At 71.7% G+C, this 13510-nt stretch carries 14 protein-coding genes and 1 tRNA gene; 11 read left to right on the top strand and 4 right to left on the bottom strand.

The features are described from left to right. Positions 1–45: 45 nt before the first annotated feature. Entirely contained in the window at positions 46–579 is a 534-nt protein-coding gene (locus tag OG472_RS17995) for a universal stress protein (RefSeq protein ID WP_383567568.1), read from the bottom strand. 457 nt (positions 580–1036) lie between these two features. Between OG472_RS17995 and OG472_RS18000 the strand changes: the two genes are divergently transcribed. The 4 genes from OG472_RS18000 (at position 1037) to OG472_RS18015 (ending at position 3784) form a co-directional block, all read left to right on the top strand. Next, entirely contained in the window at positions 1037–1357 is a 321-nt protein-coding gene (locus OG472_RS18000; RefSeq protein WP_401602184.1) for a hypothetical protein, read from the top strand. A 376-nt stretch (positions 1358–1733) separates the two neighbouring features. Further along, on the top strand, positions 1734–2906 hold the full coding sequence (locus OG472_RS18005; RefSeq protein WP_401602186.1) for a helix-turn-helix domain-containing protein: 1173 nt from the start codon (positions 1734–1736) through the stop codon (positions 2904–2906). Positions 2907–3011: 105 nt separating this feature from the next. After that, entirely contained in the window at positions 3012–3614 is a 603-nt protein-coding gene (orn, locus tag OG472_RS18010) for an oligoribonuclease (RefSeq protein ID WP_327414147.1), read from the top strand. A 97-nt stretch (positions 3615–3711) separates the two neighbouring features. Continuing rightward, positions 3712–3784: transfer RNA gene (locus OG472_RS18015), tRNA-His, on the top strand. A 67-nt stretch (positions 3785–3851) separates the two neighbouring features. Here the strand turns inward: OG472_RS18015 and OG472_RS18020 are convergent. Then, positions 3852–4877 carry a LacI family DNA-binding transcriptional regulator gene (locus tag OG472_RS18020; RefSeq protein WP_401602187.1) on the bottom strand — a complete coding sequence of 342 codons (1026 nt, stop codon included), beginning with the start codon at positions 4875–4877 and terminating at the stop codon, positions 3852–3854. 102 nt (positions 4878–4979) lie between these two features. Between OG472_RS18020 and OG472_RS18025 the strand changes: the two genes are divergently transcribed. Genes OG472_RS18025 through OG472_RS18045 form a run of 5 tightly spaced genes read left to right on the top strand, consistent with a single transcriptional unit; the run spans position 4980 to position 10394 of the window. Next, complete coding sequence (locus OG472_RS18025; protein WP_405941732.1) at positions 4980–6317, top strand: ABC transporter substrate-binding protein; 1338 nt, start codon at positions 4980–4982, stop codon at positions 6315–6317. A gap of 7 nt (positions 6318–6324) precedes the next feature. Further along, positions 6325–7320 (top strand): carbohydrate ABC transporter permease, encoded by a 996-nt coding sequence (locus tag OG472_RS18030; RefSeq protein ID WP_405941733.1) that lies wholly within the window; start codon positions 6325–6327, stop codon positions 7318–7320. Further along, the gene (locus tag OG472_RS18035) at positions 7317–8141 is read left to right on the top strand and encodes a carbohydrate ABC transporter permease (RefSeq protein ID WP_401602191.1); all 825 of its coding nucleotides are present in this window, start codon (positions 7317–7319) and stop codon (positions 8139–8141) included. The genes OG472_RS18030 and OG472_RS18035 overlap by 4 nt, the downstream gene beginning before the upstream one ends. Further along, positions 8138–9484 (top strand): GH1 family beta-glucosidase, encoded by a 1347-nt coding sequence (locus OG472_RS18040; RefSeq protein ID WP_405941734.1) that lies wholly within the window; start codon positions 8138–8140, stop codon positions 9482–9484. Before OG472_RS18035 ends, OG472_RS18040 begins: the two co-directional genes overlap by 4 nt. 10 nt (positions 9485–9494) lie before the next feature. Further along, a complete protein-coding gene (locus OG472_RS18045) occupies positions 9495–10394 on the top strand; it encodes a hypothetical protein (protein WP_405941735.1) in 900 nt (299 codons plus the stop codon). Positions 10395–10450: 56 nt separating this feature from the next. Here OG472_RS18045 and OG472_RS18050 read toward each other — a convergent pair whose 3' ends face one another. Further along, entirely contained in the window at positions 10451–11266 is an 816-nt protein-coding gene (locus OG472_RS18050; RefSeq protein WP_405830235.1) for an SDR family oxidoreductase, read from the bottom strand. An 82-nt stretch (positions 11267–11348) separates the two neighbouring features. On the opposite strand from OG472_RS18050, the gene OG472_RS18055 reads away from it, so the two are divergent. Beyond that, positions 11349–11927: a TetR/AcrR family transcriptional regulator gene (locus OG472_RS18055; RefSeq protein WP_405941736.1), complete on the top strand. Its 579-nt coding sequence runs from the start codon at positions 11349–11351 to the stop codon at positions 11925–11927. An 18-nt stretch (positions 11928–11945) separates the two neighbouring features. Here the strand turns inward: OG472_RS18055 and OG472_RS18060 are convergent, their stop codons facing one another. Next, complete coding sequence (locus OG472_RS18060) at positions 11946–12767, bottom strand: NAD(P)H-binding protein (RefSeq protein ID WP_405941737.1); 822 nt, start codon at positions 12765–12767, stop codon at positions 11946–11948. Between the two features lie 105 nt (positions 12768–12872). Here OG472_RS18060 and OG472_RS18065 point away from each other — a divergent pair, with 105 nt between their 5' ends. Beyond that, positions 12873–13376, top strand: coding sequence for a MarR family winged helix-turn-helix transcriptional regulator (locus OG472_RS18065; protein WP_401602200.1), 504 nt, complete (start codon positions 12873–12875; stop codon positions 13374–13376). The last annotated feature ends 134 nt before the right edge of the window (positions 13377–13510 follow it).

The following is a 13510-nucleotide window of genomic DNA, read 5'->3' on the forward strand; positions in this document are numbered from 1 at the left end:
ACCCTTTACACGAGGGCACAACCGCACAATCGACTTAACAGAGGGTCACGGAATGACAACAACCGGTCGCTGCGCACGCTTGGCCAGGCGCCCGGCCACCGACCCGAAGATCCGGCCCACGATCCCGTGCGTGGAGCCGACCACGATGGCGTCGGCCGAATACTCCCGGCCGACCTCCTCCAGCTCATGGCAGATGTCACCGCCCCGCTCGACCAGGATCCACGGCACTTCCGCCAGGTAGTCCGCGCAGGCCAGCTCCAGCCCGAGCACCTCGGTGCGGTGGTCCGGCACGTCCACGAAGACCGGCGGCTCGCATCCCGCCCACACGGTGGTGGGCAGCCGGTTGGCGACATGGACGATGATCAGACCCGATCCGGAGCGCCGGGCCATGCCGATCGCGTACGCGAGCGCGCGCTCACTGGACGTGGATCCGTCGAATCCCACAACGACCCCGTGCCGGAAGGCCGGGTCGCAGGGCAGGCGTGTCTGTTCCACCGCGCGCAGCTCGGCGGCCGACGCGGGGTCGGCGAGGCGTTTGCGCTTGCGGTCCGCGGGTTCGGAGAATTCGTGACCGGCCATGGGTGTCTCGGCGAAGAGGTCCTTGGAGGAAGCAACAGGGGCGAAATCGGCGACGCAGTGTGACGGAGCTCTGTCCGGGAAGCATCTTCCCAAGCCCATACCCACCAGGGTACGGCGACACTCCTGTCCTGCACAGGGCTTGCCGCCCTTGGAGAGCGTCCCAGGGAGCATGCCGGAGCGAGCGCTCCTTGGCAATGACCACTGTCCCCTACAGCCAGTGACGAGTCGGGGCGCCGCCACCCGTGCGCGCAGTGACCGAGCCGCGCCGCGGGGCGTTGGACACGAGTCCGACCGTCCAGGAAGAGCCCGCAGGGAGCACGCCGTGCCCGGTCATCCGGTTCACCCCGTCCAGCCAGCTCAGCCGACGCAGTCCGTCCGGTCCCTCCAGCCCGCCGACCCGGGACCGCACTTCACCCCGTCTCCGCGCCCGGGCCTCCACCCGACGCTTCACCCGTCCGTGCAGTCCGCCGGACGCGCCCATGACGACCCTGCGGGTGACGTGGTGCGCTGGGCCGCCTTCAGCTGCCTGCTCGTCCCCGTGGTCCTCGTCGTCTACGGAACCTCCTTCGGCGGGGCGGCCGTCGCGACCCTCGGCCTGCTCGCCGTGACGGCCGCGTGCCGGGTCCTGCTGCGCCACTCGGAGAAGAACGGGCGGGCGGCGGCCAGGGTCCTGGCGGAGGAACGGCCTCCGGCCTCCCGCCGCCGCCGGCACTCGCGCGGCGGGGCCGGGAACCGCCGCGGCTGCCACGGCTCCGGCGCCGGGTCCCCGCACGACTGACTCATTCGCACACCCACACACGCATGTTTTCAGCCAACTTCCCGGCAGGGTGCCCTCCTTGCCGGAATGTCCCCCCACCCCCCTCACCACCAGCGACGACAGACCTCGGGGGGCGTAGCGGCCCTACGGGTACTGGCCACGGCCGATGGGCGGGCTTCCCATTCGGGTAGCGGAGCGGAACGCTTACTGATCGAATGCTTTTCGCCAAGTTGAGAAGTCGACATAGCGCTGCGTGCTGAACTTGTCACGCCGACACCACGGGACGCAGTAGATTCGATCATGTATTTACGGCGGGGGATCCACGTGCAAGGCCGAGGGGAAACGTGCAGGTGCGACCAGACCAAGGAGTCGCGACACCCAAGGGGGGCTTAGCGCCATGAGCCAGGATTCCACCGCCGTCGTCACAGACGCCGGCCGGAAGCTCGCGGGGCGTCGCCGCAGGGAGATCGTCGCGGTGCTGCTCTTCAGCGGCGGACCGATCTTCGAGAGCTCTATTCCACTTTCCGTGTTCGGCATTGACCGGCAGGACGCGGGAGTTCCACGCTATCGACTGCTCGTGTGCGCCGGTGAGGACGGTCCGCTCAGGACCACCGGCGGACTCGAACTGACCGCGCCATACGGGTTGGAGGCGATCGCCCGGGCAGGCACGGTCGTCGTGCCCGCCTGGCGCTCCATCACATCACCGCCGCCTCCGGAGGCGTTGGACGCTCTGCGTCTGGCGCACGAGGAGGGGGCCCGGATCGTCGGACTGTGCACGGGAGCCTTCGTGCTCGCCGCCGCCGGTCTGCTGGACGGCCGGCCCGCGACGACGCACTGGATGTACGCGCCGACGCTGGCCAAGCGGTACCCGTCCGTCCACGTCGATCCGCGCGAACTGTTCGTCGACGACGGCGACGTGCTCACGTCCGCGGGCACCGCGGCCGGAATCGACCTGTGCCTGCACATCGTGCGCACGGACCACGGCAGCGAGGCGGCCGGGGCCCTGGCCCGCAGGCTCGTCGTGCCGCCGCGCCGCACGGGCGGACAGGAGCGCTATCTCGACCGGTCGCTGCCGGAGGAGATCGGCGCCGACCCGCTGGCCGAGGTCGTCGCCTGGGCGCTGGAACACCTCCACGAGCAGTTCGACGTGGAGACCCTGGCGGCCCGCGCCTACATGAGCAGGCGCACCTTCGACCGCCGGTTCCGCTCGCTCACCGGCAGTGCGCCGCTGCAATGGCTGATCACCCAGCGGGTGCTCCAGGCACAGCGGCTGCTGGAGACCTCCGACTACTCGGTCGACGAGGTCGCCGGGCGCTGCGGGTTCCGCTCGCCGGTCGCCCTGCGGGGTCACTTCCGGCGGCAGCTGGGGTCCTCCCCGGCCGCCTACCGCTCCGCCTACCGGGCACGCCGGCCGCAGGCCGACGTGGCGCAGGTGTCCGAGATCTCGGGCGGGCCGGTTCCGCACCAGCGCACTCCGCAGCCCCACCGGGCGGCGGCGGCCCTGGCCGCGGCGGGCCCGACGGTGACGGAGCTGTACGCCCCGGGCCGGGTCCTGCGGGAACACGCGTAACCCACACCACGGGTACGGCACGGAAGGTCCTCCATCGGTCACCGCCGATGGGGGACCTTCCGCATATGCGGTCCGCTCCGCAGGGGACCGCATAAGGTGGGACACATGAACGATCGCATGGTGTGGATCGACTGCGAGATGACCGGGCTCTCGTTGACGGACGACGCACTTATCGAGGTGGCCGCACTGGTCACCGACTCGGAGCTCAACGTGCTCGGCGAAGGCGTGGACATCGTGATCCGCCCGCCGGACGCGGCCCTGGAAACCATGCCCGACGTGGTGCGCGAGATGCACACCGCCTCCGGCCTGCTCGACGAGCTGGCCGGCGGGACCACCCTCGCGGATGCCGAGGCACAGGTCCTGGCGTACGTGCGGGAGCACGTGAAGGAGCCCCGCAAGGCGCCGCTCTGCGGGAACTCGGTCGGCACCGACCGCGGCTTCCTGCTGCGCGACATGGCCGCGCTGGAGAGCTACCTGCACTACCGGATCGTGGACGTGTCCTCGGTCAAGGAGCTGGCGCGCCGCTGGTACCCGCGGGCGTACTTCAACAGCCCGCCGAAGAACGGCAACCACCGGGCGCTGGCGGACATCAAGGACTCCATCACCGAGCTGCGCTACTACCGGGAGGCGGTCTTCGTGCCGCAGCCCGGGCCCGACTCGGACACGGCCCGGAGCATCGCCGCCAAGCACGCCGCGCCGGGCGCGTAGCGGCTCCCGCGGAGAGGGGTGCGGGAAAGGGTGGAGCGAGCACCCTCCCGGACCCTGTACCCTTTTCTTCGGCCGGTCGGTTTTCCGACCGGACATGGTGGGTGTAGCTCAGCTGGTAGAGCACCTGGTTGTGGTCCAGGTGGCCGCGGGTTCAAGTCCCGTCACTCACCCTGAAGGAAGGCCCCGGTCGCGAAAGCGACCGGGGCCTTCTGCGTTCCTCTGAGCCCTTCCGCCCTCCTACGAGGATTCGCGGACCACCAGCCGGTTCGGCAGCACGACGGATGCCTCGTCCGTCTCCCCGGCGATCCTCGCCAGCAGCAGCTGCGCCATGGTGCGGCCCATCTCCTCGATCGGCTGCCGGACGCTGGTCAGCGGCGGGTCCATGTGCCGGGCCACCACCGAGTCGTCGAAGCCGACCAGCGCCACGTCCTGCGGGATCCGGCGGCCGGCCGCGCGCAGCTCCCGCCCGGCGCCCGCCGCCATGACGTCCGAGGCGGCGAAGACCGCGTCGAGGCCCGGGCGGCGTTCCAGCAGCTCGCGCATGGCCCGCCGGCCGCCGTCCTCGGTGAAGTCGCCGACCGAGATCAGCATCTCGTCGACCTGGTGTCCGGCGGCGGCCAGGGCCTGGCGGTAGCCGTCGAGGCGGCACTGGGCCCCGTACACGTCCAGCGGGCCGGTGATCGTGGCGACCGTGCGGCGGCCCCGTGCGAGGAGGTGGCGTACGGCCTCGGCCGCGCCCGCCAGATTGTCGGAGTCCACGCAGGGCAGCGTCTCGGCGGCGGAGCGGCGGCCGCTGATCACCGTCGGGATGCCGAGCTCGGCCAGCAGCTCCGGCAGCGGGTCCCCGGCGTGGACGGAGACGAGCAGTACGCCGTCCACGCGGTGCCCGGACAGGTACTGGGAGAGGCGGCGGCGCTCGCGGTCGCTGCCCGCCAGGGTCAGCACGAGCTGGACGTCGGTCTCGGCGAGGGCGGCGCCGACCCCGCGGACCACTTCGGAGAAGTAGGGCTCGGCGAAGAACCGGGCCTCGGGCTCGGGGATCACGAGGGCGATGGCGTCGGTGCGGTTGGCGGCCAGGGCCCGCGCGGCGCGGTTCGGCACGTACCCCAGCTCCGCCACGGCCGCCTCGACGACGGCCCGGGTATGCTCGCTGACCTTGGGGGATCCGTTGATCACCCGGGAGACCGTGCCGCGCCCTACCCTGGCGCGCGCCGCGACCTCCTCCAGCGTGGGCCGTCCCCCGCTGCGCCCGTGCCCGTTCATGGCTTCCTCCCGGTTGTGAATCTACCCCTTGACGGCTGTGGGAGCGCTCCCACACTGTGTCACAGAACACCCGGCACGTTCCGTCCTTCAGGAAGGATGCACATGCGAGCCCAAGCCCGAGTGCGAAGAAACCTCGTCACGGTGGTCACCGCGGTGGGTGCGGCCGCCCTGCTGCTCGCGGGATGCGCGCAGGACCCGGCCGAGAAGCCGGACACCGGCGCCCAGGACGGCGGCAAGGGGAAGACCACCCTCACCGTCGGGGTCTTCGGGGCCTTCGGCCTCAAGGAGGCCGGGCTCTACGACGATTACATGGCGCAGAATCCCGGGATCCGGATCGAGCAGACCTCCATCGAGCGCAACGAGAACTACTACCCCCAGCTGCTCACCCACCTGGGCACCGGCAGCGGGCTCGCGGACATCCAGGCCGTCGAGGTCAACAACATCGCCGAGATCACCGCCACCCAGGCCGACAAGCTCGTCGACCTCGGCAAGGCGCCCGGCGTGGACAAGGCCGCGTACCTGCCGTGGAAGTGGGCGCAGGGCACGGCGAGCGCGGCGAAGGGCGGGGCCACGGTCGGCCTCGGCACCGACATAGGCCCGCAGGGCATCTGCTACCGCAAGGACCTCTTCGAGGCGGCCGGGCTGCCCACCGACCGGGCGGCGGTCGGGGCGCTGTGGGCGGGCGACTGGAACAAGTACCTGGAGGCGGGCCGGGCGTACAAGGCGAAGGCCGGCGACGGGAAGGCCTTCGTGGACTCGGCGTCGGGTGTGATGGCGGCGGTGACGGGAAGCAGCGCCCAGCGGTTCTACGACGAGCAGGGCAAGGTCGTCTACAAGACCAACCCGGCGGTGCGCGGGGCCTTCGACCTGGCGGCCTCCTTCGCCACCGACGGGCTGAGCGCCAAGCTCCAGCAGTTCACGCCCGGCTGGGACCAGGGCTTCGCCAACGGGTCCTTCGCGACGGTCTCCTGCCCGGCCTGGATGCTCGGCTACATCCAGGACAAGGCGGGACCGGCGGGCAAGGACAAGTGGGACGTGGCGCAGGCGCCGAAGCCCAGCAACTGGGGCGGCTCCTTCCTCATCGTGCCGAAGGCGGGCAAGCACGCCGAGGAGGCGGCGAAGCTGGCGGCCTGGCTGACGGCGCCGGCGCAGCAGGCGAAGCTCTTCGAGAAGCGGGGCAGCTTCCCGAGCGCGAGCGCCGCGTACAAGCTGCCGGCGGTGTCGGGCGCGCAGCACGCGTACTTCGGCGGCGCCCCGATCGGCGAGATCTTCGCCAAGGCGGCCGAAGGGGTGCCGGTGACGGTGGTCGGCCCGAAGGACCTGGTGATCGCGCAGAACCTGGCGGACATCGGCATGCTCCAGGTCGACCAGAAGGGCCGGTCGCCGCAGGAGGGCTGGGAGGCCGCCGTGAAGGCGATCGACAACGCCCTGGACCAGTGAGGCGCAAGTGACGGACGAGACCGCTGTCCTGTCCCCTTCCGCCGTCGGCCCGCAGCGGCCGGCGGCGGAAGGGGGCGGCCGGGGCCGGCCGGGCCAGGTGTGGCGCTCGCGCCGCTACCGCTGGGACCGGCGCTTCAGCCCGTACGCCTTCGTGGCGCCCTTCTTCCTCTTCTTCGCCGCCTTCGGGCTGTTCCCGCTGCTCTACACGGGCTGGGCGGCGCTGCACCAGGTGGAGCTCACCGATCCCGACAGCATGACGTGGGTGGGGCTGAGGAACTTCACCCGGCTGTGGGACGACGAGTTCTTCTGGAACGCGCTGCGCAACACCTTCACCATCGGGCTGCTGTCCACGGTTCCGCAGCTGGCGATCGCGCTCGGACTGGCCCATCTGCTCAACTACAAGCTGCGCGGGTCCGCCTTCTTCCGGGTCGCGCTGCTCACCCCGTACGCGACGTCGGTGGCGGCCGCCACCCTCGTCTTCGTGCTGCTCTTCGGCCGGGACTACGGGATGGTCAACTGGGCTCTCTCGGCGGTCGGTTTCGGGGCCGTCGACTGGCAGAACGACACCTTCGCCTCGCAGTTGGCGGTCTCCACCATCGTGATCTGGCGGTGGACCGGCTACAACGCGCTGATCTACCTGGCCGCCATGCAGGCCGTGCCGGGTGAGCTCTACGAGTCCGCCGCGCTGGACGGGGCCTCGCGCTGGCAGCAGTTCCGCCACGTCACGGTGCCCTCGCTACGGCCGACGATCTTCTTCACCTGCGTCGTGTCGACGATCGGGGCGACCCAGCTGTTCGGGGAGCCGCTGCTGTTCAACGGCGGGGGGGCTGCGACGGGCGGCTCCGACCACCAGTTCCAGACGCTCGGGCTGTACCTGTACGAGCAGGGCTGGGTGAACCTGCACCTCGGGCGGGCCTCGGCGATCGCGTGGGCGATGTTCCTGATCCTGCTGCTGATCGCCGGGGCGGCGCGGCTGCTGCGCGGACGGAAGGACTCCCGATGAGATCACTGCGCGCGGGCCGGCTCACGTACCTGGTGCTCGGCCTCTTCACGGCCGGCTCGCTCTTCCCGCTCGTGTGGACGGCGATCGCGGCATCCCGGAACAGCACGCGCCTGGCCCAGACCCCGCCGCCCTTCTGGTTCGGCGGGAACCTGGGGCACAACCTCCAGATCGCCTGGACGGACGCCAACATGGGCACCGCCCTGCTGAACACCGTGATCGTGGCGGGCACGGTCACCGCGGGCACCGTGCTCTTCTCCACCCTGGCGGGCTTCGCCTTCGCCAAACTCCGCTTCCGCGGCCGCCGGCTGCTGATGTCGCTCGTGATCGGGACGATGCTGATCCCGCCGCAGCTGAGCGTGGTGCCGCTCTACATGCTGATCGCGCGGCTGTCGTGGACCGACCGGCTCCAGGCGGTGATCCTGCCGACCCTGGTGGGCGCCTTCGGGGTGTTCTTCATGCGCCAGTACCTGGTGCACGCCCTCCCGATCGAGCTGGTGGAAGCGGCGCGCACCGACGGGGCGAGCTCCCTGCGGGTGATGTGGCACGTGGTGTTCCCGGCGGCCCGGCCGGCGATGGCGGTGCTGGGGATGCTGACCTTCGTCATGGCCTGGAACGACTTCTTCTGGCCGATCGTCGCGCTGACCCAGAACGGCAGCCCGACGGTGCAGGTGGCCCTGACCGGGCTGGGCCGGGGCTACATACCGGACCAGTCGGTGATCATGGCGGGCGCGCTGCTGGGCACGCTTCCGCTGCTGCTGGTGTTCATCGTCTTCGGCCGCCAGATCGTCGGCGGCATCATGCAGGGAGCGGTCAAGGGATGACGGACATGCGATTCCCCGAGGGATTCCTCTGGGGCACGGCCACGGCGGCCTTCCAGATCGAGGGCGCGGCCGCCTCGCGCGGGCCCTCGATCTGGGACACGTTCTGCGCCACGCCGGGGAAGGTGTACGGCGGGCACACGGGCGAGGTGGCGGTCGACCACCACCGGCTGTGGCGCGAGGACGTCCGGCTGATGGCCGAACTGGGGCTCGGCGCGTACCGGTTCTCGGTGTCCTGGCCGCGCGTGCTCGCCGGCGGGATCGGCTTCTACGACGCGCTCGTCGACGAGCTGCTCTCCCACGGGATCACGCCCTGCGCGACCCTCTACCACTGGGACCTGCCGCAGGAGCTGGAGGCCGCCGGCGGCTGGCCCGAACGGGAGACGGCCTACGCCTTCGCCTCGTACGCGGCCCAGGTCGCGGAGGCGCTGGCCGACCGGGTGGAGCTCTGGACCACGCTCAACGAGCCCTGGTGCAGCGCCTTCCTCGGCTACGCCTCCGGGGTGCACGCCCCGGGCCGCACCTCCCCCGCCGACTCGCTGCGCGCCGCCCACCACCTGAACCTGGCCCACGGCCTGGCCGCCGCCGCCCTGCCCGCCCGGTCCCGCGTCGGCATCGCGCTCAACCCCAGCGCGGTGCGGCCGCTGACCGCCTCGGCGGCCGATGCGGACGCCGCACGCCGTATCGACGCGCTCGCCAACCGGATCTTCACCGGGCCGCTGCTGCACGGCGCCTACCCGCAGGACCTGCTCGCGGACACCGCCGCGCTGACCGACTGGTCCTTCGTCCGCACGGGCGACGAGGCGCTGATCCACCAGCCGCTGGACTTCCTCGGAGTGAACTACTACACGCCGGCGGTGGTGTCGGCGGCCCCCGGCGAGGACGGCCCGCGCGCCGACGGCCACGGCGCCGCGGCCCACTCCCCCTGGCCCGCGGCGGACACGGTGGCCTTCCACCAGCCTCCGGGCGAGCGGACCGACATGGGCTGGTCGGTCGACCCGACCGGCCTGTACGACCTGCTGATGCGCTTCACCCGCGAGGCGCCCGGCCTGCCGCTGCTGGTCACCGAGAACGGCGCGGCCTACGCCCCGGACCTGCACGACCCGCTCCGCATCGCCTACCTGGAGGCCCATCTCGCCACCGTCCACCGGGCCTTGGCGGACGGCGCCCCCGTCGAGGGCTACTTCCTGTGGTCGCTGCTGGACAACTTCGAGTGGTCCTACGGCTACAGCAAGCGCTTCGGCATCGTGCACGTCGACTACGAGACCCAGACCCGCACCCCGCGCTCCAGCGCCCACTGGTACGCCCGCCTGGCCCGCAAGGGTGTGCTGCCCGCGGGCTTGTAGATTCGCGCCCATGCGCCTCACCACGCCGCCGCGCCCCCTGGACGTGGAGTCCCTCTTCCCCGAACTGGCAGCCCACCGCCGTACGGCGACCCGGTTGCACCCGCGCGCCGGGGCGGCCGGGGTGCGCGACAGCCACATCGGCGGGCCGATGCTGTGGCCGGCCGACGAGCCGTGGCCGGTGTGCGAGGCCCCGCACGGGCGCGGTGCGCCGGCGGCCGGCCCCCGGCCGCTGCTGGCCGTGGCCCAGCTCTACGGCCGGGACGTGCCCGACCTGCCCGCCGGTCCGGACGGCGGCGATCTGCTCCAGGTGTTCTGGTGCCCCTTCGACGCGCACGGGCCCACGGGTGCCGGCATGTACGTGCACCTGCACTGGCGCCGTTCCGCAGAGGTGCGCCAGGTCCTGGCCGAGCCGCCGGCCCCCGGTCCGGTCGGCTTCGACGGCTACGTGCCGAGCCCCTGCGTGCTGCACCCGGAGCAGGTCACCGAGTACCCGTACATCGAGCTGCTCACCGGAGCCCTGGGCGCACGTGTCGAGGAGTGGGAGGACGCCCAGGAGGAGGCCGCCTACGAGGCCGACGGGAGCGAAGCGGACGGCGACGGCGACCCCCTGCCGAGCTATCAGGGCGACCTCTCCATCGCTCCGGGCTGGAAGGCCGGCGGCCACGCCGCGTGGAACCTCACCGGGCCCGGGGCGATGGACTGCCGCACCTGCGGCTCGGGGATGGATCTGCTCCTGACGATCGCCACGCGCGAGTGGCACTCGGACGGTACGAGCTGGATCCCGCTGCAGGAGCGGCCGGACGACCGCACCCACACGCCGACCGGAGTGGTCGTCGGCAACCACGGCAGGCTCAACGTCTTCGCCTGCCCCCAGGACCCGGCCCATCCGCACGGGTTCAGCCTCCAGTAGTCCGGCCCGGCGGGTCGGGCGGTTCGGGCGGGTCGGGGCAAGGCGACCGACCGCGTTCAGCGGAAGGCCGGGGCTGAGCGGGCGGCCCAGTCGGCGAAGGGGCGGGGTGCGCGGCCCAGGATCTGCTCCACGGCGGGGCTCGGTATCAGTTCGGCGGGCAGTGGTTCGCCGAGGATCCCCAGGGTGCCCTCAACGACCGGCTCCGGCATGAAGGTCAGCATCTGGGCGCGGGCCTCCTCCCGTGTCTGCTCGACGAACCGGACGGGCTCGCCCAGGGCCGCGGATATCGCCTCGGCCCGATCCCTCGGGGTGACGAGGGCGGGTCCGTTGAGCTCGTAGGTCCGGCCCGTGTGGCCGGGATCGCGCAGGACCGCGGCCGCGACCTCGGCGACATCCGCCGGGTCGACGGTCGGCAGCCCGACGTCGCCGAACGGCGCGGCGGCGGTGCGCCGCGTACGGATCGTCTCGGCCCAGGCGTAGGCGTTGGAGTTCAGCCCGCCGGAGCGCAGGATCGTCCACTCCAGGCCGGCCCCGCGGACGGCTTCCTCGAACTGCGCGGGGTGGCGGTAGACCTCCGGGCGCGTGCCGACGCCCTGGGACGAGAGCAGGACGACCCGGCGCACCCCGGCGGCCTCGGCCCGTCCGAGGATGCCCTGCGGGTCCTCGCCGGCGACGAGCAGGAACAGCGCGGCGGCCCCTTCCAGCGCGGGGCGCAGGCTCTCCGGCTCGGCGAGGTCGCCCTGGTGGTGGCGGACCCCGTCGGGCATGTGCGCCGACCGCCGGGAGACGGCGGTCACCTGCTCGCCGCCCTCGGCCAGAATCCGGACCAGTTCGCGTCCAACGTTCCCGGTCGCACCCGTTACCACGATCACGACGAACCCCCATGAATCAGTTAGTTGGCTGACTTAATTACGACCATAGCTGCCTTCCGATCACTCGTCTACAGTTAGTCAGGTGACTGACTCAAAGAAGTCCCGGCGCCCGTCCGGCAAGCGGGAGCGCCTGGCGGCCGCCGCGGCCCAGGTGCTCCACACCCAGGGCATCGCCCAGACCACGCTCGCGGACATCGCCCAGGCGGCAGAGGTCCCGGTGGGCAACGTCTACTACTACTTCAAGACCAAGGACCAGCTCGTCGAGGCCGCGATCGACGCACACGCGCAGACCCTCCGGGGCCTGATCGGCGCCCTCGATGAACTCCCCACCCCCCAAGACCGACTGAAGGCCCTGCTGAACGGCTGGGTCGAACAGCGCGAGCTCACCGCCCGGTACGGCTGCCCCACCGGCACCCTCGCCTCGGAACTCGACAAGCGCGCCGACGGACTCGACCAGTCGATCGCCGCGGTGATGAAGACCCTGCTCGCCTGGGCCGAGCAGCAGTTCCGGGAGATGGGCCGCGCCGACGCCCGCGAGCTCGCGGTCGCCCTGATCGCCGCCTACCAGGGCATCTCGCTGCTCACCAACACCTTCCGCGACCCGGAGCTCATGACCACCGAGGCCCGCCGCCTGGAGCGCTGGATCGACTCCCTCGCCTGAGGCCCTGCGCCGCCGCACTCAGGCCGCGAAGGCGTCGGCGTGATCCTTCACCCAGGTCTCGAAGGTGCGGGCCGGGTGACCGGTGAGGCGCTCGACGGCGCCGGTGATCTCGGCCGGGAGGCCGTCCGAGGCGGCCCAGAAGTCGAGCAGGGCATCGGCGTACGGGCCGGGTATGTAGCCGTCGACCTCGGACTTCCACTGCTCGGCGGAAACGGCCTCGAAGGGTATGGAGCGGCCGAGCACGTCGCCGAGTATCGCGAGCTGGGTCGCGAAGGTGAGCGACTGCGGGCCGGTCAGGGTGTAGGCGCGGCCGGCGAGGGCGGGGTCGGTGAGGACGGCGAAGGCCGCCTCGGCCAGGTCGGCCTCGTGGACCGGGTCGCAGTAGGCGCCCGGGTACGGCAGGTGGACCGGACGGCCGGACTTCACGGACCAGGCCCAGCCCTGGGCGTTGCTCGCGAAGGAACCCGGGCGCAGCAGGGTGGTGCGCAGCGGGGAGGCCGACAGGGCCTGCTCGACGGCGAGGTGGGACGCGGACAGCGGGCTGCCGGCGGCGTCCGGGGAGAGCACCGAGGACGAGGACAGGAGCACCACGTGCTCGATCCCCGCGGTGACGGCCTCCTTGACGAAGGCGTCGATGCCGGCCGCCTCGGCATAGAGGAACACGGACCGGATACCGGCGAGGGCGTCCGGGAAGGTCGACGGATCGGTGAGGTCGCAGTGGACCGCACCGGACGCGCCCCGCTCTCGGGAGCCGAGGCGGTACGGGACGCCATGAGCGTCGAGGAGGGCGCAGAGGCCGCGGGCGACCGCACCGCGACCGCCGGTGACGAGAATCGACATGACTGGTTCCTCTTCTGATGTTGGGGATAGAATCCATACGTGGCACAGATTCTGTGCGACACATTCTCTGCGTCACACAGACAAATCTGAAGCATGGAGGGTCCGATGTCAACCGATCCCACTCGTACGGGTGGTGCGGAATGGAGCCGAGCCGAGCTGCTCGCGCGCATCGTCACCGAGAGCCAGCGGCACTACGCCGACTACTCCCTCTTCAACCAGGCGATGGCCGACCACGTCGGCCTCCACCCCACCGACATGCAGTGCGTCGCCCTCCTCGACATGGAGCCCGAACCCGTCAGCACGGGCGACATCGCCCGCCTCACCGGCCTGACCTCCGGTTCCGCCACCCGCCTCGTCGACCGGATGGTCAAGGCCGGCATCGTCCAGCGGCACGCCGATCCGAACGACCGCCGCCGCTCCCTCGTCTCCCTCTCCCCCGAGGCCCGCGAGCGGATCGGGGCGGCATGGGACACCCCCGGCCGCGCCTTCGGCGCCGTACTGGAGAGCTATACCGACGCCGAGCTGACCGTGATCGCCGACTACCTGCACCGCGCCGCCGAGGTCGGCCGGGCCCAGGCCAAGCGGCTCACCTCGGGGGAAACCGGCTGACGGCCGACCGGCCGGACACGCCCCCGGACCGGCGGCCCCACCGTCACCGTCGCGTCCCCGAGGGGTTCCGAAGGAGGCGTTCCGGCACTACGGTCCCGCCCAACGGGCAACAGCGCGCGCCGGAGAAACGGGAG

This window comes from Streptomyces sp. NBC_00207 (assembly GCF_045160965.1).
In the GTDB taxonomy this organism is placed as follows: Bacteria; Actinomycetota; Actinomycetes; order Streptomycetales; family Streptomycetaceae; genus Streptomyces.